This window comes from Pantoea sp. YR525, assembly GCF_900116775.1.
GTDB lineage: Bacteria > Pseudomonadota > Gammaproteobacteria > Enterobacterales > Enterobacteriaceae > Pantoea > Pantoea symbiotica.
The window spans coordinates 278,943-304,935 of sequence record NZ_FPBU01000005.1; the positions used below are offsets into that span (position 1 = coordinate 278,943).

At 54.7% G+C, this 25,993-nt stretch carries 25 protein-coding genes; 15 read left to right on the plus strand and 10 right to left on the minus strand.

Annotated elements, in window-relative coordinates:
- The first annotated feature begins 2 nt into the window (after positions 1-2).
- From murD to secA, 11 genes are all read left to right on the plus strand, one after another.
- Complete coding sequence (gene murD / locus BM323_RS12475; protein WP_008108612.1) at positions 3-1,319, plus strand: UDP-N-acetylmuramoyl-L-alanine--D-glutamate ligase; 1,317 nt, start codon at positions 3-5, stop codon at positions 1,317-1,319.
- Positions 1,319-2,533 (plus strand): cell division protein FtsW, encoded by a 1,215-nt coding sequence (ftsW, locus tag BM323_RS12480; protein ID WP_008108611.1) that lies wholly within the window; start codon positions 1,319-1,321, stop codon positions 2,531-2,533. The genes murD and ftsW overlap by 1 nt, the downstream gene beginning before the upstream one ends.
- Positions 2,530-3,588 (plus strand): undecaprenyldiphospho-muramoylpentapeptide beta-N-acetylglucosaminyltransferase, encoded by a 1,059-nt coding sequence (gene murG, locus BM323_RS12485; RefSeq protein ID WP_008108610.1) that lies wholly within the window; start codon positions 2,530-2,532, stop codon positions 3,586-3,588. The genes ftsW and murG overlap by 4 nt, the downstream gene beginning before the upstream one ends.
- Positions 3,589-3,657: 69 nt before the next feature.
- Positions 3,658-5,133 carry a UDP-N-acetylmuramate--L-alanine ligase gene (murC, locus tag BM323_RS12490; protein WP_008108609.1) on the plus strand — a complete coding sequence of 492 codons (1,476 nt, stop codon included), beginning with the start codon at positions 3,658-3,660 and terminating at the stop codon, positions 5,131-5,133.
- Positions 5,126-6,046 carry a D-alanine--D-alanine ligase gene (locus tag BM323_RS12495; protein ID WP_008108607.1) on the plus strand — a complete coding sequence of 307 codons (921 nt, stop codon included), beginning with the start codon at positions 5,126-5,128 and terminating at the stop codon, positions 6,044-6,046. The genes murC and BM323_RS12495 overlap by 8 nt, the downstream gene beginning before the upstream one ends.
- A 1-nt stretch (position 6,047) precedes the next feature.
- A complete protein-coding gene (gene ftsQ / locus BM323_RS12500) occupies positions 6,048-6,887 on the plus strand; it encodes a cell division protein FtsQ (protein ID WP_008108605.1) in 840 nt (279 codons plus the stop codon).
- Positions 6,884-8,140: a cell division protein FtsA gene (gene ftsA / locus BM323_RS12505; RefSeq protein ID WP_007888634.1), complete on the plus strand. Its 1,257-nt coding sequence runs from the start codon at positions 6,884-6,886 to the stop codon at positions 8,138-8,140. The genes ftsQ and ftsA overlap by 4 nt, the downstream gene beginning before the upstream one ends.
- A gap of 71 nt (positions 8,141-8,211) precedes the next feature.
- Positions 8,212-9,366, plus strand: a complete 1,155-nt coding sequence (gene ftsZ, locus BM323_RS12510) for a cell division protein FtsZ (RefSeq protein WP_008108602.1) — start codon at positions 8,212-8,214, stop codon at positions 9,364-9,366.
- A 101-nt stretch (positions 9,367-9,467) separates the two neighbouring features.
- A complete protein-coding gene (gene lpxC, locus BM323_RS12515; RefSeq protein ID WP_007888639.1) occupies positions 9,468-10,385 on the plus strand; it encodes a UDP-3-O-acyl-N-acetylglucosamine deacetylase in 918 nt (305 codons plus the stop codon).
- Positions 10,386-10,659: 274 nt separating this feature from the next.
- Positions 10,660-11,160 carry a secA translation cis-regulator SecM gene (gene secM, locus BM323_RS12520; RefSeq protein WP_008108600.1) on the plus strand — a complete coding sequence of 167 codons (501 nt, stop codon included), beginning with the start codon at positions 10,660-10,662 and terminating at the stop codon, positions 11,158-11,160.
- A 76-nt stretch (positions 11,161-11,236) separates the two neighbouring features.
- On the plus strand, positions 11,237-13,942 hold the full coding sequence (gene secA / locus BM323_RS12525; protein ID WP_008108597.1) for a preprotein translocase subunit SecA: 2,706 nt from the start codon (positions 11,237-11,239) through the stop codon (positions 13,940-13,942).
- A 40-nt stretch (positions 13,943-13,982) separates the two neighbouring features.
- On the opposite strand, the gene BM323_RS12530 is transcribed toward secA, so the two are convergent.
- Positions 13,983-14,369: a winged helix-turn-helix domain-containing protein gene (locus BM323_RS12530; protein ID WP_008108595.1), complete on the minus strand. Its 387-nt coding sequence runs from the start codon at positions 14,367-14,369 to the stop codon at positions 13,983-13,985.
- A 186-nt stretch (positions 14,370-14,555) separates the two neighbouring features.
- Between BM323_RS12530 and mutT the strand changes: the two genes are divergently transcribed.
- Positions 14,556-14,951, plus strand: a complete 396-nt coding sequence (gene mutT / locus BM323_RS12535) for an 8-oxo-dGTP diphosphatase MutT (RefSeq protein WP_008108592.1) — start codon at positions 14,556-14,558, stop codon at positions 14,949-14,951.
- Between the two features lie 27 nt (positions 14,952-14,978).
- Here the strand turns inward: mutT and yacG are convergent, their stop codons facing one another.
- From yacG to coaE, 3 genes are read right to left on the minus strand one after another with little or no spacing between them, the layout of a single operon-like run.
- Complete coding sequence (gene yacG, locus BM323_RS12540; RefSeq protein ID WP_008108590.1) at positions 14,979-15,176, minus strand: DNA gyrase inhibitor YacG; 198 nt, start codon at positions 15,174-15,176, stop codon at positions 14,979-14,981.
- Positions 15,177-15,184: 8 nt separating this feature from the next.
- Positions 15,185-15,928, minus strand: a complete 744-nt coding sequence (gene zapD / locus BM323_RS12545) for a cell division protein ZapD (protein ID WP_008108589.1) — start codon at positions 15,926-15,928, stop codon at positions 15,185-15,187.
- A 4-nt stretch (positions 15,929-15,932) separates the two neighbouring features.
- Complete coding sequence (coaE, locus tag BM323_RS12550) at positions 15,933-16,541, minus strand: dephospho-CoA kinase (RefSeq protein ID WP_008108588.1); 609 nt, start codon at positions 16,539-16,541, stop codon at positions 15,933-15,935.
- A 218-nt stretch (positions 16,542-16,759) separates the two neighbouring features.
- On the opposite strand from coaE, the gene BM323_RS12555 reads away from it, so the two are divergent.
- Positions 16,760-17,800 carry a GMP reductase gene (locus BM323_RS12555; protein WP_008108586.1) on the plus strand — a complete coding sequence of 347 codons (1,041 nt, stop codon included), beginning with the start codon at positions 16,760-16,762 and terminating at the stop codon, positions 17,798-17,800.
- 33 nt (positions 17,801-17,833) lie between these two features.
- Here the strand turns inward: BM323_RS12555 and hofC are convergent, their stop codons facing one another.
- The 4 genes from hofC to nadC form a co-directional block, all read right to left on the minus strand.
- Positions 17,834-19,033: a protein transport protein HofC gene (hofC, locus tag BM323_RS12560; protein WP_008108584.1), complete on the minus strand. Its 1,200-nt coding sequence runs from the start codon at positions 19,031-19,033 to the stop codon at positions 17,834-17,836.
- The gene (gspE, locus tag BM323_RS12565) at positions 19,026-20,414 is read right to left on the minus strand and encodes a type II secretion system protein GspE (RefSeq protein ID WP_008108582.1); all 1,389 of its coding nucleotides are present in this window, start codon (positions 20,412-20,414) and stop codon (positions 19,026-19,028) included. The genes hofC and gspE overlap by 8 nt, the downstream gene beginning before the upstream one ends.
- Positions 20,414-20,857, minus strand: coding sequence for a prepilin peptidase-dependent pilin (ppdD, locus tag BM323_RS12570; RefSeq protein WP_008108579.1), 444 nt, complete (start codon positions 20,855-20,857; stop codon positions 20,414-20,416). The genes gspE and ppdD overlap by 1 nt, the downstream gene beginning before the upstream one ends.
- Positions 20,858-21,035: 178 nt before the next feature.
- Complete coding sequence (nadC, locus tag BM323_RS12575) at positions 21,036-21,932, minus strand: carboxylating nicotinate-nucleotide diphosphorylase (protein ID WP_008108577.1); 897 nt, start codon at positions 21,930-21,932, stop codon at positions 21,036-21,038.
- Positions 21,933-22,114: 182 nt separating this feature from the next.
- Here nadC and ampD point away from each other — a divergent pair, with 182 nt between their 5' ends.
- Together ampD and ampE are read left to right on the plus strand one after the other, a co-directional pair.
- Positions 22,115-22,666 carry a 1,6-anhydro-N-acetylmuramyl-L-alanine amidase AmpD gene (gene ampD / locus BM323_RS12580; RefSeq protein ID WP_008108575.1) on the plus strand — a complete coding sequence of 184 codons (552 nt, stop codon included), beginning with the start codon at positions 22,115-22,117 and terminating at the stop codon, positions 22,664-22,666.
- A 16-nt stretch (positions 22,667-22,682) separates the two neighbouring features.
- Positions 22,683-23,537 (plus strand): beta-lactamase regulator AmpE, encoded by an 855-nt coding sequence (gene ampE, locus BM323_RS12585; RefSeq protein WP_008108573.1) that lies wholly within the window; start codon positions 22,683-22,685, stop codon positions 23,535-23,537.
- Here ampE and BM323_RS12590 read toward each other — a convergent pair.
- Both BM323_RS12590 and BM323_RS12595 read right to left on the minus strand, forming a co-directional pair.
- Positions 23,519-24,472, minus strand: coding sequence for a glycoside hydrolase family 43 protein (locus tag BM323_RS12590; protein ID WP_008108571.1), 954 nt, complete (start codon positions 24,470-24,472; stop codon positions 23,519-23,521). The genes ampE and BM323_RS12590 overlap by 19 nt on opposite strands.
- Positions 24,469-25,875, minus strand: coding sequence for a glycoside-pentoside-hexuronide (GPH):cation symporter (locus tag BM323_RS12595; RefSeq protein WP_008108570.1), 1,407 nt, complete (start codon positions 25,873-25,875; stop codon positions 24,469-24,471). The genes BM323_RS12590 and BM323_RS12595 overlap by 4 nt, the downstream gene beginning before the upstream one ends.
- Positions 25,876-25,993 lie beyond the last annotated feature (118 nt).

Genomic DNA, 25,993 nt, shown 5'->3' on the forward strand with positions numbered 1-25,993 from the left:
TCATGGCTGACTATCGGGGCAGAAAAGTCGTCATCATTGGATTAGGCATTACTGGCCTCTCCTGTGTTGATTTCTTCCTCGCGCAAGGCGTAACGCCACGCGTGATGGATACCCGTGTCTCGCCGCCGGGGCTGGACAAGCTGCCAGCCTCGGTGGAGCGCTATGTTGGCGGTATTAATAGCGATTGGCTGTTGGCGTCCGATCTGATTATCGCCAGCCCAGGCATCGCGCTGGCGCATCCTGCTTTGAGCGAAGCCGCCGATGCCGGGATTGAAATCATCGGCGATATCGAGCTGTTCTGCCGTGAAGCGCAGGCACCGATTGTGGCGATTACCGGTTCGAACGGCAAAAGCACCGTGACGACGCTGGTAGGTGAAATGGCGCGTGCCGCAGGTTGGCAGGTGGGCGTGGGCGGCAACATCGGTTTGCCAGCGCTAACGCTGTTGAAATCGCCAGCACAGCTTTATGTACTCGAACTCTCCAGCTTCCAGCTGGAAACCACACACAGCCTGAAAGCGGCCGCCGCGACGATCCTCAATCTCACCGAGGATCATATGGATCGCTATCCGCTGGGCATGCAGCAATATCGTGCCGCCAAACTGCGCATTTACGAGAATGCTAGCGTTTGCGTAGTGAATGCTGACGATGGCATGACCATGCCGGTGCGCGGTGTTGATCAGCGTTGCGTGAGCTTCGGCATCAACCTTGGCGATTATCATCTTAATCAGCAGCAAGGCAGCACCTGGCTGCGAGCGAAGGGCGAGAAAGTCCTGAACACCGATGAGATGACCCTGGTAGGTCAACACAATTACACCAACGCGCTGGCAGCGCTGGCATTAGCCGATGCGGTGAACATCCCGCGCGCTTCCAGCCTGAAAGCCTTAACCACCTTTACCGGCCTGGCGCACCGCTTCCAGCTGGTGCATGAAGCCAAAGGCGTGCGTTGGATCAACGATTCCAAAGCCACCAACGTTGGCAGCACCGAAGCGGCGCTGAATGGCCTGCAGGTAAAAGGCACTTTGTGGCTGCTGCTGGGCGGCGATGGCAAATCGGCTGACTTCAGCCCGCTGGCGCGCTATCTGCAGGGCGACAACGTGAAGCTGTTCTGTTTTGGTCGCGATGGCGATGCGTTAGCGGCACTGCGTCCGGAGATTGCCACGCGCACAGAAACCATGCAGCAGGCGATGACGCAAATTGCCGCACAGGTAAAAGCGGGCGATATGGTGCTGTTATCACCGGCCTGCGCCAGCCTCGATCAGTTCCGTAATTTTGAACAACGCGGCGATCAGTTCGCGCAACTGGCGAAGGAGCTGAGCTGATGCGCATTCCTGGAGCCGGTATCGCCAATTATCTGTCCGTGCGCCTGCGCGATTGGGTGATGGGCGCGCGCGACAATGATGATGCGCCGGTGGTGCTTTATGACCGCACGCTGCTGTGGCTGACCTTTGGTCTGGCGCTGATCGGTTTTGTGATGGTGACGTCGGCGTCAATGCCGGTGGGGCAACGACTCAACGAAGATCCGTTCTACTTTGCCAAGCGTGATGCGTTCTATATCGCTTTAGCCTTCGGCATGGCGCTGGTGACCTTACGCATCCCGATGGATTTCTGGCAGCGCTACAGCAACGTGATGCTGATGGTTTCAGTGGTGATGTTGCTGATCGTGTTGGTGGTCGGTAGCTCGGTAAATGGTGCTTCGCGCTGGATTGCCCTTGGCCCGCTGCGTATTCAGCCGGCTGAGCTCTCGAAGTTGACGCTGTTCTGCTATCTCGCCAGCTATCTGGTGCGCAAAGTAGAAGAGGTGCGTAACAACTTCTGGGGCTTCTGTAAGCCGATGGGCGTGATGGTGGTGCTGGCCGTGCTGCTGCTGGCGCAGCCGGACCTCGGTACCGTGGTTGTGCTGTTTGTTACCACGCTGGCGATGCTGTTCCTCGCCGGGGCGAAAATGTGGCAGTTCCTGGCGATCATCGGCTCCGGCATTTTCGCTGTGGTGCTGCTGATCATCGCGGAACCGTACCGTATGCGCCGTGTAACGTCCTTCTGGAACCCGTGGGAAGATCCGTTCGGTAGCGGCTACCAGCTGACGCAATCTTTGATGGCGTTTGGGCGCGGTGAGTTCTGGGGACAGGGCTTAGGCAACTCGGTGCAGAAACTGGAATATCTGCCAGAAGCACATACCGACTTTATCTTCTCCATCATCGGTGAAGAGTTGGGTTATGTCGGTGTGGTTTTAGCGCTGTTGATGGTATTCTTCGTCGCTTTTCGCGCGATGTCGATTGGTCGCCGTGCTCTGGAGATCGATCAGCGCTTCTCAGGCTTCCTCGCTTGCTCAATTGGCGTGTGGTTTAGCTTCCAGGCGCTGGTTAACGTCGGTGCGGCTGCGGGCATGCTGCCGACCAAAGGTCTGACATTGCCGCTGATCAGTTACGGTGGTTCGAGTCTGATCATCATGTCGACCGCCATCGTGTTTTTATTGCGCATAGATTATGAAACGCGTCTGGCGAAAGCGCAGGCGTTTACCCGAGGTGCTCGATGAGTGGCAAACGGCTGATGGTCATGGCAGGCGGTACTGGCGGACACGTATTTCCCGGTCTGGCCGTTGCTCATCACCTGATGGAACAAGGCTGGCAGGTGCGCTGGCTGGGAACCGCTGACCGAATGGAAGCGGATTTGGTACCGAAACACGGCATTGAAATTGATTTTATCCGCATCAGCGGTTTACGCGGTAAAGGCGTGAAAGCGCAGTTGCTGGCACCGGTGCGCATCTTCAATGCCTGGCGCCAGGCGCGTCGCATCATGCAGAGCTGGCAGCCGGATGTGGTGCTGGGCATGGGCGGATACGTTTCGGGGCCCGGCGGTTTAGCCGCGTGGAGTTGCGGTATCCCGGTAGTGCTGCATGAGCAGAACGGCATTGCAGGCCTGACCAATAAGTGGCTGGCGAAAATCGCCACCAAAGTGATGCAGGCGTTTCCCGGTGCGTTTCCAAATGCTGAAGTGGTTGGCAATCCGGTGCGAACCGATGTGTTAGCGCTGCCGTTACCGGCAGAACGTCTGAGCGCACGTTCCGGCCCGATTCGCGTGCTGGTGGTTGGCGGCAGCCAGGGCGCGCGCATCCTCAACCAAACCGTGCCGCAAGTGGCCGCAGAGTTGGGCGAAGCGATTACGGTTTGGCATCAAACCGGTAAAGGTGGACTGGGAACCGTGCAGCAGGCTTACCGCGCAGCGGGCCAGCCGCAGCACAAAGTCACCGAGTTTATCGATGACATGGCCGAAGCTTACGCCTGGGCCGATGTGGTGGTGTGCCGTTCGGGCGCATTGACGGTGAGCGAAGTGGCCGCCGCAGGTTTACCGGCGATTTTCGTGCCGTTTCAGCACAAAGATCGTCAGCAGTACTGGAATGCGTTGCCGCTGGAAAAAGCGGGCGCAGCCAAAATTTTCGAGCAGCCGCAATTTACCGCAGCTGTGGTAGCGGACACGCTGCGTCACTGGGATCGCACCACATTGTTGGCGATGGCAGAAAAAGCCCGTCAGGTCGCGATTCCCGATGCAACCGAGCGGGTTGCAAATGAAGTGGCGCGCGTCGCGAAGTAATTAATCGGCCAGTTGATTTGGCCCGTACCTTTAGCAGGTGCAAACGGGAAAAACAGGTAATTGAAACAGATGAATACACAACAATTGGCAAAACTGCGTTCTATTGTGCCCGAGATGCGTCGCGTCCGGCACATTCACTTTGTCGGCATCGGTGGTGCTGGCATGGGCGGTATTGCCGAGGTGTTGGCGAACGAAGGCTATCACATTAGCGGTTCTGATCTGGCACCGAACGCGGTGACACAGCATCTGGCGGCGCTGGGCGCGACGATTTATTTCAACCATCGTCCGGAAAACGTCACCGATGCCAGCGTTGTCGTGGTGTCGACAGCCGTTGCGCAGGATAACCCTGAGCTGGTTGCCGCACGTGAGCAGCGTATTCCCGTGATTCGTCGCGCTGAGATGTTGGCAGAACTGATGCGTTTCCGTCACGGCATTGCCGTTGCCGGTACGCACGGTAAAACAACCACCACCGCGATGGTGACCAGCATTTACGCGGAAGGCGGACTGGATCCGACCTTCGTTAACGGTGGATTGGTTAAAGCCGCAGGTACGCATGCGCGCCTGGGCAGCAGCCGTTACCTGATTGCAGAAGCAGATGAAAGTGATGCGTCCTTCCTGCATCTGCAACCGATGGTGGCGATTGTCACCAACATCGAAGCGGATCACATGGACACCTATCAGGGCGATTTTGAGAACCTGAAGCAGACGTTCATTAATTTCCTGCACAACCTGCCGTTCTACGGACGCGCGGTAATGTGCGTGGATGACGCGGTGATTCGTGACCTGATTCCGCGCGTAGGCCGCCAGGTAACAACTTACGGCTTCAGCGACGACGCAGATGTACGTATCGAGAATTATGAGCAGCGTGGCGCACAAGGGCACTTCACCATCATCCGTCAGGATAAGCCGGTGCTGAAAGTGACGCTGAATGCGCCGGGCCGCCACAACGCCCTGAACGCAGCTGCTGCGGTAGCTGTCGCCAGCGAAGAAGGTATTGAAGATAACGCGATTCTGGCCGCGCTGGAGAGCTTCCAGGGCACCGGACGCCGCTTTGACGTGCTGGGCGAGTTCGATACCGCCGCCGTAAACGGTAATCCAGGCAGCGCGATGCTGGTCGACGATTACGGCCATCATCCTACCGAAGTAGATGTCACCATCAAAGCCGCACGTGCAGGCTGGCCTGACAAGAAGCTGGTGATGGTGTTCCAGCCGCATCGTTATACGCGTACCCGTGACTTGTTTGATGATTTCGCTAATGTGCTGTCGCAGGTGGATGTGTTGCTGATGCTGGATGTCTATCCGGCGGGTGAAGCCGCGATTCCGGGCGCTGACAGCCGTTCGCTGTGCCGCGCGATTCGTAACCGTGGCAAGGTTGATCCGATCCTGGTCTCTGAGCATGACGCGCTGCCAGACGCGCTGGCTCCGTTGCTGTCGGGCGACGATCTGGTGATCGTGCAGGGCGCAGGCAACATCGGCAAGATTGCCCGCAAGCTGGCCGAAAACGAATTGCAGCCTGCCATTAAGACGGAGGCGCGCCATGACTGAGAAGGTTGCAGTATTGATGGGCGGCACTTCGGCAGAGCGCGAAGTTTCGCTGATGTCCGGTGCGGCAGTGCTAGCCGGACTGCGTGAAATGGGAATTGATGCGCATGCGGTCGATTCGCGTGACGTGTCGGTGCTGGATCTGAAACAGCAGGGCTTCGCTAAAGCGTTTATTGCTTTGCACGGTCGTGGTGGTGAAGACGGCACGCTGCAAGCAGTGCTGGAATTCCTGCAACTGCCCTATACCGGCAGCGGCGTGATGGCTTCTGCCATCACCATGGACAAACTGCGCAGCAAATTGTTGTGGCAGGGCAGGGGATTACCTTCAGGCAAATTTGTCTGGCTGACGCGTGAGCAGCATGAGCAAGGTTTAGACGCGGATATCACCGCCGCCATTGAAGCACTGGGCTTACCGCTGTTTGTGAAGCCAAGTTGCGAAGGTTCTAGCGTGGGTATCAGCCGCGTGAACCATGCGGATGCTTTACCCGCAGCGCTTGAAGAAGCTTTTCGTCATGATGATGACGTACTGATCGAAGCTTTTCTGAGCGGCGCGGAGTACACCGTGGGCATCGTGGGTGAGCAAATTCTGCCTTCTATCAGAATTAAAACCGCCAGCGAGTTCTATGACTATGAAGCTAAATACATTTCTGACGATACTGAATACTTCTGCCCGAGCGGATTAAGCGCCGAGCAGGAAGCAGAATTGCAGACGTTGGTGTGGTCAGCCTGGCGCGCATTGGGTTGCAGCGGCTGGGGTCGCGTCGATGTGATGGCTGACGGTGAGGGCAACTTCCAACTGCTGGAAGTGAATACTTCGCCTGGCATGACCAGCCACAGCTTAGTGCCGATGGCCGCGAAGCAAGCGGGATACAGCTTCCCGCAGCTGGTAGCGCGTATTCTGGAGCTGGCTGACTGATATGTCTCAGGCGGCGATACGAGTACGCAATCGCGAACCTCAGGAGCGGACACGTTCCGGGCGTAGCAACGGTGCACGACTGTTTGGCATGGTGTTCCTGCTGATTGTGCTGGGCATTATGGTGGCGGGCGGCCTCGTGGTGCTGAAGTGGATGAATGACGCGTCACGCTTGCCGTTATCGAAGCTGGTAGTGACCGGGCAAACCCACTACACCACGCATGACGATATTCGCCAGGCCATATTATCGCTTGGCGCGCCGGGAACTTTCATGTCGCAGAACGTGGATATCATCCAGCAGCAGATTGAGCGTTTACCCTGGATTAAGCAGGTCAGTGTGCGCAAGCAGTGGCCTGATGAGCTGAAGATAAATCTGGTGGAGTATGTTCCGGTGGCACGCTGGAACGACTCACACATGGTGGACGCCGATGGCGTCTCCTTCAGCGTCCCGGCCAGTCACGTTGGTAAAGAAACGTTGCCAATGTTGTACGGCCCGGAAGGCAGTGAAAATGAGGTGTTAGCTGGCTATCACACCATGAGTGATGTGTTAAAGGCTAACAAGTTTACCCTGAAGGTCGCGTCGATGACGGCGCGGCGCTCGTGGCAATTAGTGACCAGTGACGATGTGCGCATCGAATTAGGTCGCAGCGATACCATGAAGCGTCTGAACCGTTTTATTGAGCTTTATCCGGATTTGCAGCAGCAGGGCCAGAGTCAGAACCAGCGCATCACGTATGTTGATTTGCGCTACGATTCCGGCGCCGCAGTCGGTTGGGCCGCTGCACCGATAGAGCCACAGGACAGTAATCAGCAACAGAACCAGGCACAGGCTAAACCACAATGATCAAGGCAACGGACAGAAAACTGGTAGTAGGACTCGAAATTGGCACCGCGAAGGTGTCCGCCCTGGTTGGGGAAATTCTGCCCGATGGTATGGTCAATATTATTGGGGTGGGCAGTTGCCCGTCTCGTGGCATGGATAAAGGCGGCGTAAACGATCTGGAGTCGGTGGTGAAATGCGTACAGCGCGCCATCGACCAGGCTGAATTGATGGCGGATTGCCAGATTTCATCGGTCTACCTTGCTTTATCGGGCAAACATATCAGTTGCCAGAACGAAATCGGGATGGTTCCGATTTCGGAAGAGGAAGTGACTCAGGATGATGTAGAGAACGTGGTGCATACGGCGAAATCCGTTCGCGTACGTGACGAGCATCGTATCCTGCATGTCATTCCGCAGGAATATGCCATCGATTATCAGGAAGGCATCAAGAATCCAGTGGGACTTTCCGGCGTGCGTATGCAGGCGAAAGTACATTTGATCACCTGCCACAACGATATGGCAAAAAATATTGTCAAAGCCGTTGAACGTTGTGGCCTGAAAGTTGACCAACTGATTTTTGCCGGCCTGGCATCCAGTTTCTCTGTGCTGACAGAAGATGAACGTGAGCTGGGCGTCTGTGTTGTTGATATCGGTGGCGGTACAATGGATATCGCTGTCTATACTGGCGGCGCATTGCGTCATACCAAAGTGATCCCGTATGCCGGGAACGTGGTAACCAGCGATATCGCCTACGCTTTTGGTACACCGCCGACCGACGCAGAAGCGATTAAAGTGCGTCACGGTTGTGCATTGGGCTCGATTGTCGGCAAAGACGAAAATGTCGAAGTGCCGAGCGTAGGTGGACGTCCACCACGTAGCCTGCAGCGTCAAACGTTGGCTGAAGTGATCGAGCCGCGTTACACCGAACTGTTGAATCTGGTCAACGACGAGATTCTGCAATTACAGGAGCAGCTGCGCCAGCAAGGCGTGAAACATCATCTGGCGGCCGGTATCGTGCTGACCGGTGGTGCGGCGCAGATTGAAGGTTTGGCAGCCTGCGCACAGCGCGTGTTCCATACGCAAGTGCGCATCGGACAGCCGCTTAACATCACCGGCCTGACAGATTATGCGCAGGAGCCGTATTACTCTACGGCAGTTGGCCTGCTGCATTACGGCAAAGAGTCACACATGAACGGTGATGCAGAAACGGAAAAACGTGCTTCAGTGGGCAACTGGTTTAAACGAATCAATAGCTGGCTGAAGAAAGAATTTTAATTTTTGAAAAAGGAGATCATGCTGGCAATGTTTATGATCTCCAGGCGACAGGCACATAACGGAGAGAAATCATGTTTGAACCTATGGAATTAACCAATGACGCGGTGATTAAAGTCATCGGCGTCGGCGGTGGCGGTGGCAACGCCGTAGAGCACATGGTACGCGAGCGTATCGAAGGTGTGGAATTCTTCGCTGTAAACACCGACGCGCAAGCGTTGCGTAAGACAGCGGTCGGCCAGACGATCCAGATCGGGACCAATATCACTAAAGGTCTTGGTGCAGGTGCGAACCCAGAAGTGGGTCGTAACTCTGCAGAAGAGGATCGCGAAGCACTGCGTGCTGCGCTGGATGGTGCAGACATGGTGTTCATCGCAGCAGGCATGGGCGGCGGTACCGGTACCGGTGCAGCGCCAGTTGTGGCTGAAGTGGCAAAAGATTTGGGTATCCTGACTGTTGCGGTGGTGACTAAGCCATTCAACTTTGAAGGCAAAAAGCGTATGGCTTTTGCTGAGCAGGGTATCGCAGAACTGTCTAAGCATGTCGATTCACTGATCACTATTCCAAATGACAAGCTGCTGAAAGTTCTGGGTCGCGGTATCTCTTTGTTGGATGCGTTCGGCGCAGCTAACGACGTATTGAAAGGCGCAGTGCAGGGTATCGCTGAACTGATTACGCGTCCTGGCCTGATGAACGTCGACTTCGCGGACGTGCGTACCGTGATGTCAGAAATGGGTTACGCCATGATGGGTTCAGGCGTGGCATGTGGTGAAGACCGTGCAGAAGAAGCGGCAGAAATGGCGATCTCTTCTCCACTGTTGGAAGACATCGATCTGTCTGGCGCGCGCGGCGTGCTGGTCAACATCACTGCGGGCTTCGACCTGCGTCTTGATGAGTTCGAAACCGTGGGTAACACCATCCGCGCCTTCGCATCTGACAACGCAACCGTAGTTATCGGTACTTCTCTGGATCCAGAGATGAACGACGAACTGCGTGTGACCGTCGTTGCAACCGGCATCGGCATGGATAAGCGCCCTGAAATTACTCTGGTGACCAACAAACCGGCCACTCAGCCAGTGATGGATCATCGCTACCAGCAGCACGGCATGGCGCCGCTGCCGCAGGAGCAGAAACCGGCTGCGAAAGTGGTGAATGACCAACCGGCGGCATCCAGCAAAGAACCCGATTACCTTGATATTCCAGCCTTCTTGCGTAAGCAGGCAGACTAAGAATATCCCGAGAATTGGGATTCTCCGCTCTTTGTGCTAAAGTATTCGCCCGCTGGTAATTTATACTGGCGGTCGGACAGGTAATATTGCGAGATAAAGCGATGATCAAACAAAGGACATTAAAACGTATTGTTCAGGCGACTGGTGTCGGTTTACATACCGGCAAGAAAGTCACACTGACGTTACGCCCTGCGTCGGCTAACACCGGGGTCATCTATCGTCGCACTGACTTGAATCCACCGGTAGATTTCCCGGCTGATGCAAAATATGTGCGCGACACCATGCTGAGTACTTGCCTGGTGAATGATGAAGGCGTGCGTATTTCAACAGTCGAACATCTGAACGCCGCATTGGCGGGCTTGGGCATTGACAACATTATTGTTGAAGTTGATGCACCGGAAATCCCGATTATGGATGGCAGTGCCGCGCCTTTTGTCTATCTGCTGATGGACGCAGGCATCGAAGAGCTGAACAGCGCGAAGAAATTCGTACGCGTTAAGCAAACGGTGCGTGTGGAAGATGGCGATAAGTGGGCCGAGATCAAACCGTATAACGGTTTTTCACTCGACTTCACCATCGACTTCAAACATCCAGCGATCGACTCAAGCTCGCAGCGTTACCAGCTCAACTTCTCGGCTGAGAATTTTGTTCGCCAAATCAGCCGTGCGCGCACTTTTGGCTTTATGCGTGAAATCGAATATCTGCAGTCTAAAGGCCTGTGCCTGGGCGGTAGTTTAGATTGTGCGATTGGCCTCGATGATTTCCGCGTATTAAACGAAGACGGTCTGCGCTTTGAAGACGAATTTGTTCGTCATAAAATGCTCGATGCGATCGGCGACCTGTTCATGTGCGGCCACAATGTTATCGGCGCGTTTACCGCCTTTAAATCGGGTCATGCGTTGAACAACAAGTTGCTGCAAGCAGTTCTGGCTAAGCAGGAAGCCTGGGAATGGGCGACCTTCGAAGATGAAGCTGAACTGCCGCTGGCATTCAAAGCACCAAATTTAGTTCTGGCGTAAGTCAGACATAAAACGGCAGGTTTCGCTGACACCCTCTCCGGTCAGTTGAACCTGCCGTTTTTTATTGCCTCGCTTTTAATCCTGCCAAGCCGATCTCAATTCGCTGTAGTGACTGGCGAAACCCTGTACAAAAAAACGTGAATTCCGCCGAAGCCCCTTTAATCACTGGTGTCGAAGCCCCACATAAGTGCTATCATCTGGCGCTCATATAAGCTGGGTAACGCTAATTTTGGCGACCGCTTTATCACTTTATTCAATGCATTGTGGACGGATTGTGATCGGGATTTTCTCACGCTGGCGACAATTAGGCAGACGCTATTTCTGGCCACATCTCCTGTTGGGGATGGTGGCGGCCAGTCTAGGTTTGCCTGCCTGCGCGCAAAGTGCTGAGCCCAAAGCAAATGATTCGCCGATCAGCAGCTTGTTTGTCGGCAATGTTGTCCACTTTGATCATCTTATTCGTCTGCAGGAAAGCGCGCGTCGACCGAATTTTAACGTCGATTACTGGCACCAGCATGCGATTCGCACGGTTATTCGCCACCTTTCGTTTAGCATGACGCCGCCCGCTCAGGCGGAGGCCGATCAAGCTATGCCGCTGGCAGCACAGAAGCTGGCGTTGATTGGTTCGCTTCAGGCGCTCCTGACTTCTCCCGCGCAATCGCTGACTGTTTTAGAGCCGCAACAAAACCTGCGTCACAACGAACCGCAAATCCTTTCCTCTGCTGATTGGCAGGCTGCTATTCATGGCATCCGCGCCGGGCCTTTCATTGCTTAACTGCTAACGTTTTTTCCACATCCTGTATCAGATTTTGCAGCCCGTGAGATCACGGCTGAATTGAGAAAAATTTATCATGTTAATCAAATTGTTAACTAAAGTGTTCGGCAGCAGCAATGATCGTACTCTGCGCCGTATGCGTAAAATCGTCGACGTCATCAATAAGATGGAGCCGGATTTCGTTAAGCTCTCTGACGATGAATTGAAAGCTAAAACTGACCTGTTCCGTGAGCGCCTGAAAAAAGGCGAAAGCCTTGAGAGCCTGATTCCTGAAGCCTTTGCCACCGTACGTGAAGCAAGTAAGCGCGTCTTCGGTATGCGTCACTTTGATGTGCAGTTGATTGGCGGCATGGTGCTCAACGAGCGCTGCATCGCAGAGATGCGTACCGGTGAAGGTAAAACCCTGACCGCGACCTTACCCGCTTATCTGAATGCGCTGAGTGGCAAAGGCGTGCACGTTGTTACCGTCAACGACTATCTGGCGCAGCGTGACGCCGAAAATAACCGTGCGCTGTTTGAATTCCTTGGCCTGACCATCGGTATCAACCTGCCAAACATGCCAGCCGTGGCGAAGCGTGCAGCTTATGCCGCTGACATCACCTACGGCACCAATAACGAATACGGCTTCGACTACCTGCGCGACAACATGGCGTTCAGCCCGGAAGAGCGCGTGCAGCGTAAGTTGCATTACGCATTGGTGGATGAAGTCGACTCAATCCTGATCGATGAAGCACGTACGCCACTGATCATCTCTGGTCCGGCGGAAGACAGTTCTGAGCTGTATACCAAAGTTAATAAGATCATCCCGCATCTGGTGCGTCAGGAAAAAGAAGACTCTGAAACCTTCCAGGGCGAAGGTGATTTCTGGGTCGATGAAAAAGCGCGCCAGGCACACATGAGCGAGCGCGGTCTGGTAAAAGTCGAAGAGCTGCTGGTAAGCCAAAACATCATGGTAGAAGGCGAGTCACTCTACTCACCGACCAATATCATGTTGATGCACCACGTTACTGCGGCGCTGCGTGCTCATGCACTCTTCACTCGCGATGTTGATTACATCGTTAAAGATGGCGAAGTGATCATCGTTGATGAGCACACCGGTCGTACCATGCAAGGTCGCCGCTGGTCAGATGGTCTGCATCAGGCGGTTGAAGCGAAAGAAGGCGTGGAAATCCAGAACGAAAACCAGACGCTGGCTTCCATCACTTTCCAGAACTACTTCCGTATCTACGAGAAACTGGCCGGTATGACCGGTACCGCGGATACTGAGGCATTCGAATTCAGCTCCATCTACAAGCTCGACACAATCGTGGTGCCAACTAACCGTCCGATGGTGCGTAAAGATATGGCCGATCTGGTCTACATGACCGAGAAAGAGAAGATCGACGCCATCATTGAAGACATCCGTACCTGTACCGCCAAAGGGCAGCCGGTGTTAGTGGGTACCATTTCGATTGAGAAATCGGAAGTCGTGTCCAACGAACTGACGCGCGCGGGCATCAAGCACAGCGTACTGAACGCCAAATTCCACGCCAGCGAAGCGGATATCGTTGCTCAGGCGGGTCAACCTGCAGCGGTTACCATCGCAACCAACATGGCCGGTCGTGGTACCGATATCGTGCTGGGCGGTAGCTGGCAGGCTGAGCTTGCCGCGATGGACGAGCCAACCGAAGAACAGATTCGGGCGATGAAAGAGGCGTGGAAACTGCGTCACGATGCGGTGCTGGCTGCGGGCGGTCTGCACATCATTGGTACTGAACGTCACGAATCTCGCCGTATCGATAACCAGCTGCGTGGTCGTGCGGGTCGTCAGGGTGATGCTGGTTCTTCACGCTTCTACCTGTCGATGGAAGATGCATTGATGCGTATCTTTGCTTCAGATCGCGTATCGAACATGATGCGTAAACTGGGCATGAAGCCAGGCGAAGCAATTGAACATCCATGGGTGACCAAAGCGATTGCCAACGCTCAGCGTAAAGTGGAAAGCCGCAACTTCGATATTCGTAAACAGCTGCTGGAATACGATGACGTTGCTAACGATCAGCGTCGCGCCATCTACAGCCAGCGTAACGAACTGCTGGATGTGTCTGATGTGTCTGATACCATCAACAGCATTCGAGAAGACGTCTACAAAACCACCATTGATACCTACATTCCGCCGCAGTCACTGGAAGAGATGTGGGATGTTGCCGGTCTGGAAGAGCGTCTGCGTAACGACTTTGATCTGAATCTGCCTATTGCTGAGTGGTTGGATAAAGAGCCTGATCTTCATGAAGAGACGCTGCGCGAACGCATCATGACTCACGCTGCGGAAAACTATGCTGCCAAAGAAGAAGTGGTCGGCGAAGAGATGATGCGCAACTTCGAGAAAGGCGTGATGCTGCAAACGCTGGATTCGTTGTGGAAAGAGCATCTGGCGGCGATGGATTATCTGCGTCAGGGTATTCATCTGCGTGGTTATGCGCAGAAAGATCCGAAGCAGGAATATAAGCGTGAATCCTTCTCTATGTTTGCGGCGATGCTGGAATCACTGAAATACGAAGTGATCAGCACCCTGAGCAAAGTTCAGGTGCGTATGCCAGAAGAAGTGGAAGCGATGGAGCAGCAGCGCCGTGAAGAAGCAGAGCGTTTAGCGCAGCAGCAACAGCTGAGCCACGTTGATGATGCCACCGCAGCAGCCGAAGCGTTAGCCGCACAAGGCGGAGAGCGTAAAGTGGGGCGTAACGATCTTTGCCCATGTGGTTCCGGCAAAAAATACAAACAGTGCCACGGTCGTCTGGCCTGATAAAAAAGGAGCCTTCGGGCTCCTTTTTTTCGCTTACGATTTAGCGTGTTATCGCCATTAGTTTCTCTTCATTTAGGCGTACGCCATGATACGGTAGCGTCACTAGCAGACCATCCGGCAAGCCAGCTCGCTTCAACAGCGCTCGGCTTTGGAACAGTAGCTGATGGTAATTGTTGTCGCTAATGCTCGGATAGCTCTCATTCCATACCGTGGCAATAATCTGACGCTTTGAGGTAATTCGCAGCAGCAGGCAGGAGAAAAATCGTTTTTGCGCTTCATTCAACGAAATAACTTTGTGTTCAGGCCACCATGTTAAGGTGTTCTGAGCGCTGTCTAACGTCAGGATGTCATGAAATACCAGATGGCGTAGGGCATGTAATTGTTCCGGCGTATTTTGCGCCAGAAACGTTGTTTCTTTGAATTCCATAGGTAATCGGGTTTGGCAGAAGAAAGTGGCTGCGAGTATTCCCAACATTCCCAGTTGCGATCATTACGACATGTCTTAATCACTGGCTTTTGTGCGGCGCGGGACGTCACTTTCCTCTCAACGGTTAACATCACTCCATGTCTGATTTACACTCAGCGCTCATTTATTAAAAGCGGAATCCAGCTTATGAAACACCTGCAGGTTGCGGTGGGCATCATTCGCAATACAGAACGTCAAATCTTCCTTGCCCAGCGTGCGGCAAGCTCCTATATGGCGAATAAATGGGAGTTTCCTGGCGGAAAAATTGAACAAGATGAATCTGCCGAGCAGGCGCTCAAGCGTGAGTTGATGGAAGAAACCGGTATTGAAGTCACATCGGCAAGCGCAATTGGTCAGGCCGATCACAGTTATGAAGATCTGCGCGTTACGCTGCATTTCTTTCTGGTTGAAGGCTGGAACGGCGAGCCTTATGGCCGCGAAGGTCAGCCACAGCGTTGGGTCGAACAGCAGGATTTAGTCGCGGAGGAATTTCCGCCTGCGAACCATGAACTGATTAGCAGATTAGTGGCTGGCGAAATTTAAGTGAAGGGGCGGAAAGCCCCTTACTTTTTACTGCTGTTCTTCGCTCCAGTCATCGCTGTCCGTCTGGTCACCGCTGCTGGGAATGCGTTTCTCTTCTGCTGCCCATTCACCTAAATCAATCAGCTGGCAACGTTTACTGCAGAATGGCCGCCACGGGCTCAACTCATCCCAAATCACATCGCGACGACAGTTGGGGCAAGGTACGGTAATAATCTCTTCCGGCATAACTTCCTCTAACAACAAGCTAATTCAAAATTTAGTCGCGCTGGTACTTCTCCGCGTTCGCTGTCTAACGGCAGGAAACGAATCGCATAACGGCTTTTGTGGCCCGAGACTTGCGGATAGAGCGCGTCTTCCAGCGTCAATTGCAGGCGCAGCAAATCAGATCCTTCGGCGTTATCCTGATAAAAGCCGTTGAGGCTGGTTTGATGACGAAAGACGCCAGACTGACGCACTAAATCGAGGATCATGGTCAAACTATTACGCAGCGGATTCAGTGATTCCAGCCAGCCATTGACCTGAACATCTCGCACCGCTTGTTCCTGATGCAGCCAGATATGCAGGCTTGGAAGATCGAAACTGCAGCAGCCGCCGGGAATGCTCAGACGCTGACGCACCAGAGCAACCAGTCGATCTTCTCGTAACTGTTGGCCCATGCGCGGTGCCGCCATCAGTTCGCTTGAGTATTGCTTCAACTGCTGACGCAAATTATTCACGCGCAGTTCGTCAATGCCCGGCACATCCAGCCATGCGCGTAACTTTTGCTGTTGGCGCTCCAGTTCTTTTAGCAATTCAGTGCGCATATCGCCGCGCTCAAAAATATCCAGCAAATCACTGAGGATGCGGAACACGCCAAGTGCTGATACCGAACCGCTAACCGGCACCGTTTCATGCAACTGATCAATCAGATATTCGACGCGCAGCCAGGTACGCATCTTCTCATTCAAAGGGTGTTCAAACAGAACCACTGTGCTCATGATGTTAATCCTTTCCGGCTGCTGCCATGCGCAGATAGCGCTGGTGAAGCTCAGCAACGCGCGGTAGCACCTGCTCTGGTGTACCGCTGTTATCAATGATGTCATCCGCACAGGCTATGCGCTGTTCGCGACTGGCCTGTGCGGCAAGAATATTTTTCGCCTGACTCAGCGAAATGCCATCCCGCTGTTGTGTGCGTTGCAACTGCGTGGCGGTATCCACATCCACAACCAACACGCGATCGGCCTGATGCTGTAAGCCGTTTTCGACCAACAGCGGCACCACCCAAAGCACATAAGGTGAAGTAGCCAGTAACTTTAATTGTTGCGTGCGGGCATTAATGAGTGGATGAAGCAATTGATTGAGCCAGTTTTTCTCTTGCGGCTGCTGGAAAATAATTTCACGAAGCCGTGCACGATAGAGCGTGCCTTCTGCCGTCAGAATGGTGTCTCCATGACGTTGAGCAATCGCCTTTAAGGCCGGCGTTCCTGGCTCAACAACTTCTCTGGCAATGACGTCAGCGTCAATAATATCAACGCCTAGCGCTGCGAAAGCATTGGCAATAGTGGTTTTACCACTGCCAATGCCGCCGGTGAGCGCAACGGTATAAGGCATAGCGTTCTCGCAAAATTTATATCGTGAGTGGCGATTAACCACAGCAAGATGAGAGCATGATCACAATCAATTTTCTCAGCTAAATTTAAGGGATTGTAGCCTAAATAAAGTGAAATTCGCAGTCTTGTCGCGGAACGAATGGCGCGTATGATAACGACACTGGAGCCGTGAGCGCTACCCGAACCGCGGTTCGTCGTCACTAACCAGGATAATCAGCTATGCGCATTGAAGAAGATCTAAAACTGGGCTTTAAAGATGTTTTGATCCGCCCAAAACGTTCCACATTGAAAAGCCGTTCCGAGGTTGAACTGGAACGCACCTTCACCTTTAAACACTCAGGCTTGAACTGGAGTGGCATACCGATTATTGCCGCCAACATGGATACCGTCGGTACTTTCACGATGGCTGAAGCCCTGGCGAGTTTTAACGTATTGACTGCAGTGCATAAACACTACAGCGTGCATGAGTGGCAGGCATTTGTGCAGCGCGTGCCAGCGGCGGTGCTGAGTCATGTGATGGTCTCATCCGGTACCTCAGAATCAGATTTCACCAAGTTATCCGCCATTCTGGCGCTATCACCACAACTTAACTTTATCTGCATCGACGTTGCTAACGGCTACTCTGAGCACTTCGTTCAGTTCCTGCTGCGCGTGCGTGAAAGCTTCCCAGGTAAAACCATCTGCGCAGGCAACGTGGTCACCGGTGAAATGGTGGAAGAGCTGATTTTGTCTGGCGCAGACATTGTCAAAGTGGGCATTGGTCCCGGCTCCGTTTGCACCACACGCGTGAAGACCGGCGTTGGCTATCCTCAGCTTTCGGCCGTTATCGAGTGCGCGGATGCGGCACACGGCTTAGGCGGACAGATCGTCAGCGACGGCGGCTGCTCGGTTCCGGGTGACATTGCCAAAGCTTTTGGTGGTGGCGCAGACTTCACCATGCTCGGCGGCATGCTTGCGGCCCACGACGAGTGCGAAGGAACCGTCGTTGAAGAGCAGGGCGAGAAATTTATGCTGTTCTACGGCATGAGCTCCGAATCGGCAATGAAACGCCACGTTGGCGGTGTTGCGCAATACCGTGCGGCGGAAGGCAAAACCGTACGCTTGCCTGTGCGCGGCCCGGTTGAGGAGACGGTTAAAGATATCCTCGGTGGCTTGCGCTCAGCCTGTACCTACGTCGGTGCCGAACGATTGAAAGAGCTGACGAAACGCACCACCTTTATCCGCGTCGCTGAACAAGAGAACCGCGTGTTCACGCGCTGATCTCAGACAACGGGCGCGCACCGTGCGTGCCCGTTAGCGAATCGCATCGCCAAGACCAAATACCGGCAGATACATCGCAATCACTAAGGTGCCAACAATCCCGCCTATTACCACCATCATCATTGGTTCAAGCGATGCCGCCAGAGCATCAGCGCGCGCTAATGTTTGCGCTTCATGCCATTCCGCCAGACGCGCCAGCATCACATCCAGCGCACCCGCTTCTTCGCCAACCCGGATTAGCTGGGCACAAAGGGGAGTGAACACCAGATGTTGTTGCAGCGCCTGATGCAGCGGCGCACCCGCAGCAATGTGCTGCTGCAACTGAATGATGGCATCGCGCCACAACCGGGAAACCAGCGTCACCTCAACCGCCTGCAGACTTTGCAGCAAGGTTAAACCGGATTGCTGCGTAAGTTGCAGGATGGCGTATATCTGGCTGAGCTGCCCGCCGCGCCACAGCGGTGATAACAGCGGCATGTGCAGTAGCCATTGATGTACGCGTTTTTGCCACGCTACCGAACGACGATAAGTCTGCTGCACAATCCCGATAAATACGGCGCATATCAGCGACAGCGGCAGTGCGGCTTTCTGCAATAGTTCCGATAGCGACATCACTGCGGCAGTAAAAGCGGGCAGCGGCGCATCAAAGCTGGCATAGACGGAGACAAACTCGGGTAAAACAAACAGCAGCATGCCAGCACTGACTGCGAGCGCTACCAGCAATATAAACAGTGGATAACGCAGCGCCTTGACCACTTTCTGCCGTAAGTATTGCTGTTTACTTTGCTGCTGCGCTAATTGGCGACAGCACTCATCGAGCTGTCCAGTTAACTCACCCACTTGCATCAACGCGGGAAATAATGGGGGAAAGATCTGCGGCCACTCCTGCAAGGCTTGCGAGAAGGGTTCACCGGCGATAACGCGGCGCTGCAATCCCTTGAGTAATACCCGCCAACCGGCATGGGGATGGCCTTCTGCCAACAGAATCAAACTTTCCGCCAGCGGCAGACCGGCCTTCAGCAGCGTCGCCAGTTGCCGCACCAGGTCGATTTTCTGCTGCCACTTCCAGTCGCGCGAACGCCAGCATTTTCCACGCTGCCAGCTCACCGGCAGCATGCCGCGATCGGAGAGTTGATTGAGCAACGCATCCTGGCTGGCGTTAAGTGATTCGCCCTCCTGCAGCACGCCCATGGTATCGAGCGCCTGCCAGCGGAAATGATAGAGATTAGCCATCGCCCAATCCCACCACGCGCTGCATTTCTTCAAAGGACGTATCGCCTCGACTTACCGCTTCCAGCCCCGCAGCCAGCAAGGTTTTCATTCCCTGTTCATTAGCCAGCGTGAGCAGATGTTCCAGCGGCATATCAGCCGATATAGCATTTTGCAATTTGCTGGTTACCGGCAAGACTTCAAACAGCGCCAGCCGCCCGTAATAGCCGGAGAAGCAGTGATCGCAGCCGGGCGCTCGCCAGGTTTGCAGCGTGCCCGGCCAGAGTTCGGCCGGCAGATGGGCGATAGCTTGTCCCGGTTGACGACAATGTACGCACAAGCGTCTGACCAGACGCTGCGCCACCACCAACTGCAAAGCGGGACCCAGCAGATAGCCGGGAATATCCATCTGGCGCAGACGTGTCAACGTTTCGGCGGTTGAGTTGGTATGCAGTGTGGAAAGCACCAGATGGCCGGTCTGCGCGGCTTTGACGGTAATGCTGGCCGTCTCGGCGTCACGGATTTCCCCCACCATAATCACATCGGGATCCTGACGCAGCAGGGCGCGCAGTACACGGTTGAAATCGAGTCCGCTGCGCGGCTGGATCTGCGTTTGATTAATGCCATCCAGCGGGATCTCAACCGGATCTTCCACGCTGCATACATTCTTTTCCGGCACGTTCAGCGCGCTTAATCCGCTATAGAGCGTGAAGGTTTTACCGCTGCCGGTCGGGCCGGTGACCAGAATCAAACCCTGCGGTTTCGCCAGCGCACTTTTCAGCAAACGCAGCTGGGCGGCGGGCATGCCGAGTTTATCGAGCGTGATGGCGCTATTTTCACTTTGCAGCAGTCGCACCACGACTTTTTCACCCTGACTTACCGGCAGCGTTGAAAGACGAAACGCCGCCAATTTGTCATCTATTTCTAGCGTAAATTGTCCGTCCTGCGGTAGACGCCGTTCGGCGATGTCCAATCCACCGAGGATTTTAAGGCGTGCCAAAATCGCAGCGGGTTGTGCTTCAGAGGGCTGAGGCAGTTTGTGCAACACGCCATCGATGCGCAGGCGCACCCGCAATCCCTGGCGCTGTGGTTCGAAATGCACATCTGAGGCACGGCGCTGAATGGCCTGACGCAAAATCTGATCGACCGCGTTAATCGCTGACTCCGCGCTGGCATGTTCTCGCGGTGCTGCGGCGGCATCCGGTTCGTGCAGTAACTGCTCAAGGCGTGCTGCAGGCCAGCACTCGACATCCACCTTGCACTGGCTGGCGAACTGTAACGCCTCCAGCAGCAGTGGATCGGGCGTGTCGGCTACTGCAACGCGCAGCAGCGTAGCGTCGTGATGCAGAATCACCGCCTGATAACGTGCGCACAACGCATTCAGCGCACTATTAGGATTGTCCATCAGTTGGCATCCTTATCAGCAAAGCGGAACTGCTCAAGGCAGCTATCGCGTAGGCTGCTGTTATCGCTGGTGCAACTGCGTTGCCAGCTCAACGTGCCATCGGTTGCGCTCCAAATTGGCAGCATTTCAACCGTCAATCCGCTGAGACTTTCCTGGCCGGTCAGGTTGATGGTTCCGTTAATCACGCTGAGCGTTGCCACATAGCGCGAACCTTTGGCCACCGGAATACCGCGTTGTCCTGCCTGACACTGCGCCGGTCCGCCACGTTCAATGGCGCAGAGTTCTACGGCTGTTTTGTACGAAACCATGGTTTGCAGCATGTCGGTGAGTGCTGCGCGTTGCAGGTAGTTTTGGTAGGCCGGTAAACCGATGGCGCTGAGAATGGCGACGATGCCAATCACAATCATCAATTCGATTAGGGTAAAACCGCGTTGTCTGTCCAAAGTGAGGCTCCTTGTTGTGGAGCCGCTACGGTAGAAAAGGGCGAGGGAAAGCGGAAGTCAGGCCTGCGCGAGGTTGGAAAGCATCACGCAGAGAATCGTCAGGATTACAGCGGAGAGAGCAGAGTTTTGGAAGCTATCTCGCATATCTGCCGCGCTAACAGGCGGCAGACTTAGAGCATTAGAGTTCGCGGAAACGCATCGACAGATCCAGCGCATGCACATGTTTGGTCAGCGCGCCGACAGAAACATAATCAACGCCGGTCTGCGCAATTTGCGGCAGCGTGGTTTCGGTTACGTTGCCAGAGACTTCCAGCAGCGCGCGCTTATTCGTTAGCGCAACCGCTTCATGCATCATCTCAAGGCTGAAGTTGTCGAGCATGATGATGTCCGCTCCAGCATCGATGGCATCCTGCAGTTCCGTCAGCGATTCGACTTCAACTTCTACCGGCACATCAGGCGACAGCCACAGCGCTTTTTCTACGGCGTTACGCACCGAGCCGCTGGCGATAATGTGGTTCTCTTTGATAAGAAAAGCATCCGACAGGCCTAAACGATGGTTGTTACCGCCACCGCACAGCACTGCATATTTCAGCGCGGTACGCAGGCCTGGCAAGGTCTTGCGCGTATCAAGCAGCTGAGTTTCGCTGCCCGCCAGCAGGGCGACATAACGGCTGACCTCGGTGGCCACGCCGGACAGCGTTTGCACGAAATTGAGCGCGGTGCGCTCTGCGGTTAACAGCAGGCGCGCCGGACCGGTAAGCTCGAACAGCAGCTGATCGGCAACCATTGTTTGTCCATCTTCAACATGCCAGGTAAGAGTGACTTTATTGCCAAGCTGGATAAAGACTTCTTCCACCCAGCGTTTACCACAAAAAACACCTGTTTCACGGGTGATGACTTTTGCCACCGCCTGTTTTTCTGCCGGCAGCAGCAACGCGGTGATATCGCGATCCGCGTCCACTTCGCCGCCTAAATCCTCCTGAAGCGCCCGGGCAACGGCTTCCGGGATATCCTGTTCAATACGTTTAATCAGTTCCTGACGGCGATGATCGGGATCGTAACGACGCGTTGCCATGGTTTTGCCACTCCACAAGACGAGATTTTGTGCGCTCACCTTAGCCTGATTTATCGGTCATTGCCAGTTGCTCGCGGTGAAATGTTTAGTATCCTGAACTCACCTGCATCGGCGCATTAAGTCGCAAGTCTGCTGGGTGAAACATGTTATTCTCAGCCTGATTTTGCTTAGGATTTAACAGCATGAAACTGGAAGAGGGCTGGATTACCAGCGCGCGTAAAGTACCTTCACCACACTTCAATCAGCGTCCAAATGATGAAGTGCCTTCGCTGTTGGTGATTCATAACATCAGCTTACCGCCCGGTGAGTTTGGCGGGCCGTGGATCGATCGCTTGTTTACCGGCACGTTGCCTGCCGATGCGCATCCCTATTTTGCTGATATCGCCCATTTACGCGTGGCGGCGCACTGTTTAATCCGCCGCGACGGCGAGCTGGTGCAATACGTCTCTTTCGATCAGCGCGCCTGGCATGCCGGCGTGTCGCAGTTTGAAGGGCGTGAAAGCTGCAACGATTTTTCCATGGGCATTGAACTGGAAGGCACCGACACGCTGCCCTATACCGATGCGCAGTACGCGACTTTGCAACAGGTGACTCACCTGCTGTTGCAGCACTATCCGTTGACGCCTGCGCGCATCACCGGCCATAGCGATATCGCACCAGAGCGGAAAACCGATCCCGGTTCCTCTTTTGACTGGTTGCGCTATAAAGAATCCATCAGGCAGGAGAATCCCTGAGACAGCAGGAGCGGGTATGACGTTGTTTAGCTTGTTATTAGTTTTAGGTTGGGAACGCCTTTTTAAGTTGGGTGAGCATTGGCAACTGGACCATCGGCTTGAGCCGCTGTTTCGTGGCCGCCAGCGTTTTTCCCTGCTGCGCACGCTGATGATGACAGTGATAGCGATGCTGATCGTCTGGCTGGTGGTGTGGAGCCTGAAAGGCATTCTGTTTGGCGTGGCGCAACTGTTGTTCTGGATTGTGGTGGGATTGCTGTGTATCGGCGCGGGTTCGGTGCGACTGCACTATCACAGTTATCTCAAAGCCGCGAGTCATGACGATGAAGCGGCGCATCAGGCGATGGCGGCCGAACTGACGCTGATTCACGGTGTGCCGGTCGAGTGCAGCGAGCGCGAGTTCCTGCGTGAACTGCAAAACGCGCTGATTTGGATTAACTTCCGTTTCTATCTTGCTCCGCTGTTCTGGTTTGTGGTCGGCGGACCTTACGGCCCGGTGCTGCTGGTGGGTTATGCGTTTCTGCGCGCCTGGCAGAGTTGGCTGGCCAAACATCATTCGCCGCTGGAGCGCTCGCAGTCTGGCGTTGATCGTCTGCTGCATGTGCTGGACTGGATCCCGGTGCGTTTGGCCGGCGTGGCTTACGCGCTGCTCGGCCACGGCGAACGTGCGCTGCCAGCCTGGTTTGCCGCGTTGGGCGATCTGCATCGCCCGCAATATCAGGTGCTGACCAGCCTGGCGCAGTTCTCGCTGGCACGCGATCCGCACATGGATAAAGTCGAAACGCCACGGGTTGCGGTGGCGTTGGCGAAACGTATTTCTCTGGTGCTGGTGGTGGTGGTCGCGCTGTTGACTATCTACGGCACGCTGGTGTGATCGGCGGGCGGCACGCCGAAATCCGGTGTGCTGTCTTCGCGCCAGTCAAAGTATTTCAAACGCGTATGGCGATTCGGATCCCATAGCGGATCGCCCTCAATTTCGGTGTAATTGCGCGCGTGATACACCAGCACCGCTCTTCCCGCTTCATCCACCGTAAAGCTGTTGTGTCCTGGTCCGTATTGCTGATTATCCCAGCTGGTGGCAAATACCGGCCGCGCGGACTTATGCCAGGCGCTGATGTTGAGCGGATCGGCTAACACATCAATGCTTAATATTCCCAGGCAATAATTTTCATCAGTCGCGCTAGCGGAATAGGTGACAAACAGCTTGTCGCCATGCTGAATTACCGCCGGTCCTTCGTTGACGCTAAATCCCGCGCACTCCCATTCATATTCCGGTCGGCTCAACATCAGCGGGGCGCTTTTCAACGTCCACGGATTGAGTAACTCAGCGAGATACAGGTTGGAGTTTCCGGGAATCGCCGGATCTTTTTGCGCCCACAGATACCAGTGTTTGCCTTGATGCTGGAAATACGTCGCATCGAGAGAGAAGGAGTCGATGGGCGTATGTACGCGGCGGCAGGGCTGCCAGTTACCGCTTAGCGGGTCGGCATCATTACATACCAGCGCATACATGCGGTGCTGGAACAGGCCATCTTTAATTGCACGCGTCGGTGCGGCGGCGAAATAGATCACCCATTGCCCGTTGATGTGATGCAACTCCGGCGCCCAAATCAGCGCGCTGAACGGGCCGGTATCCGGCTTGTGCCACACCGTTACCGCTTCTGCCTCAATCAGGCCAGCCAGCGTCGAGGCATAGCGAATCTCCAGTCGGTCATATTCCGGCACCGAGGCGATAAAGTAGTAGCCATCGGCATGGCGCAGAATAAAGGGATCGGCGCGTTGAGTAATAAAAGGATTGGGCCAGCTCATTTGATCTCTCCAGGTTGCGCAGTCGCAGAGGACGCGATAGGGGATTCGTGGTGTGAATGGGCACGGCGCAGCGCCAGATCGGCCTGAATCGTACGCATTAAGTTGCGATCCACTTTCATTAAACGCACTACGCCGGCGGTGATCAGATATCCAACGCCCGGAATCACCGTGAACAGCAGCATGATGCCGTTTATGGCGTTAGGTGCCTGCTGTTTTGCGCCAGCATCGTAACCGTAAATTGACAGCAGGAAACCGACCATCGCCCCGGCAACCGCCAGCCCCACTTTGAGGAAGAACAGGTTGCCGGAGAAGCTCATACCGGTGATGCGTTTGCCGGTTTTCCATTCGCCGTAATCATCCACGTCGGCCATTAGCGACCAATGCAGCGGCGACGGAATTTGATGCAGGATATTCAGCAGGAAGTAGGCGATCACCACCGCGACGGTGGCGTGTGGATCAATCCAGTAGAAGCCGCAGGAGAACAGTGCCAGCGCGATGTTGGTCCAGAAGAACACCTTGAGCTTGCACCAGCGATCGGTGAGGATTTTCGCCAGCGTGCTGCCAAACATCATGCCGATCACGCCAAGGCTGATAAACAGCGTGGCAAAGTGCGTTGATTGCCCCATCACCCAGGTGACGTAATACATGGTGGCGGCCATGCGGATAAAACCGGGGCAGACGTTGCAGAAGGTCAGCAGCAGAATGCGCACCCACTGATCGTTTTTCCATACGTCGCGCAGGTCTTGTTTCAAATCATCGTTGCTTGGCGTGGCAGGGCGAATGCGCTCACGCACCGTGGCAAAGCAGAACAGGAACATCACCAGACCAATCAGCGCCAGCACGCTCATCGCCAGTTGATAGCCGCGCGCTTTGTTGTCGCCGCCAAACCATTCGGCCATCGGCAGCAGCGAAAGTGAGAGGATCAGCGTGGCAATCCCCACCATTACAAAGCGATAAGACTGACAGGAAACGCGCTCACCCGGATCGTTGGTAATCACGCCGCCCAGAGAGCAGTAAGGAATGTTGATGGCGGTGTAAGTGAGTGACATCAGGAAGTAGGTGACAAATGCCCAGATGACCTTGTTGTCGTAGCTCCACTCCGGCGTGGTAAACATCAACACGCTGAACAGCACGTAAGGCACGGAAACCCACAGCAGCCACGGGCGAAAACGGCCCCAGCGGCTTTGCGTGCGGTCGGCAATCGCGCCCATGATCGGATCGGTAACCGCGTCGAGTACGCGCACTGACAGCAACAGCGTGCCGACCAGCGCCGGGGCTAAACCGAATACATCAGTGTAGAAATAATTGAGGAACAACATGATGGCACCGCCAATCATGTTGCATCCGGCATCGCCCATGCCATATCCCAGTTTCTCCCTGAACGAGAGGGCTGCTCCTTTCATTGATCGTCTCCAGCGATATGATGAGCAGGAATTATCTGTGCTAAATCAGTAATCTGCTGGGGAGCAAATGGTCGGGTAGATGGACAAAACGCGCGGGCGGGGAAAAGTGTGAGCCAGA

Bases quoted from the DNA above. Each gene is read 5' to 3' on its own strand.
- murD (WP_008108612.1), top strand. From the start codon at position 3: ATGGCTGACTATCGGGGCAGAAAAGTCGTCATCATTGGATTAGGCATT.
- ftsW (WP_008108611.1), top strand. From the start codon at position 1,319: ATGCGCATTCCTGGAGCCGGTATCGCCAATTATCTGTCCGTGCGCCTG.
- murG (WP_008108610.1), top strand. From the start codon at position 2,530: ATGAGTGGCAAACGGCTGATGGTCATGGCAGGCGGTACTGGCGGACAC.
- murC (WP_008108609.1), top strand. From the start codon at position 3,658: ATGAATACACAACAATTGGCAAAACTGCGTTCTATTGTGCCCGAGATG.
- BM323_RS12495 (WP_008108607.1), top strand. From the start codon at position 5,126: ATGACTGAGAAGGTTGCAGTATTGATGGGCGGCACTTCGGCAGAGCGC.
- ftsQ (WP_008108605.1), top strand. From the start codon at position 6,048: ATGTCTCAGGCGGCGATACGAGTACGCAATCGCGAACCTCAGGAGCGG.
- ftsA (WP_007888634.1), top strand. From the start codon at position 6,884: ATGATCAAGGCAACGGACAGAAAACTGGTAGTAGGACTCGAAATTGGC.
- ftsZ (WP_008108602.1), top strand. From the start codon at position 8,212: ATGTTTGAACCTATGGAATTAACCAATGACGCGGTGATTAAAGTCATC.
- lpxC (WP_007888639.1), top strand. From the start codon at position 9,468: ATGATCAAACAAAGGACATTAAAACGTATTGTTCAGGCGACTGGTGTC.
- secA (WP_008108597.1), top strand. From the start codon at position 11,237: ATGTTAATCAAATTGTTAACTAAAGTGTTCGGCAGCAGCAATGATCGT.
- BM323_RS12530 (WP_008108595.1), bottom strand. From the start codon at position 14,369: ATGGAATTCAAAGAAACAACGTTTCTGGCGCAAAATACGCCGGAACAA.
- mutT (WP_008108592.1), top strand. From the start codon at position 14,556: ATGAAACACCTGCAGGTTGCGGTGGGCATCATTCGCAATACAGAACGT.
- yacG (WP_008108590.1), bottom strand. From the start codon at position 15,176: ATGCCGGAAGAGATTATTACCGTACCTTGCCCCAACTGTCGTCGCGAT.
- zapD (WP_008108589.1), bottom strand. From the start codon at position 15,928: ATGAGCACAGTGGTTCTGTTTGAACACCCTTTGAATGAGAAGATGCGT.
- coaE (WP_008108588.1), bottom strand. From the start codon at position 16,541: ATGCCTTATACCGTTGCGCTCACCGGCGGCATTGGCAGTGGTAAAACC.
- BM323_RS12555 (WP_008108586.1), top strand. From the start codon at position 16,760: ATGCGCATTGAAGAAGATCTAAAACTGGGCTTTAAAGATGTTTTGATC.
- hofC (WP_008108584.1), bottom strand. From the start codon at position 19,033: ATGGCTAATCTCTATCATTTCCGCTGGCAGGCGCTCGATACCATGGGC.
- gspE (WP_008108582.1), bottom strand. From the start codon at position 20,414: ATGGACAATCCTAATAGTGCGCTGAATGCGTTGTGCGCACGTTATCAG.
- nadC (WP_008108577.1), bottom strand. From the start codon at position 21,932: ATGGCAACGCGTCGTTACGATCCCGATCATCGCCGTCAGGAACTGATT.
- ampD (WP_008108575.1), top strand. From the start codon at position 22,115: ATGAAACTGGAAGAGGGCTGGATTACCAGCGCGCGTAAAGTACCTTCA.
- ampE (WP_008108573.1), top strand. From the start codon at position 22,683: ATGACGTTGTTTAGCTTGTTATTAGTTTTAGGTTGGGAACGCCTTTTT.
- BM323_RS12590 (WP_008108571.1), bottom strand. From the start codon at position 24,472: ATGAGCTGGCCCAATCCTTTTATTACTCAACGCGCCGATCCCTTTATT.
- BM323_RS12595 (WP_008108570.1), bottom strand. From the start codon at position 25,875: ATGAAAGGAGCAGCCCTCTCGTTCAGGGAGAAACTGGGATATGGCATG.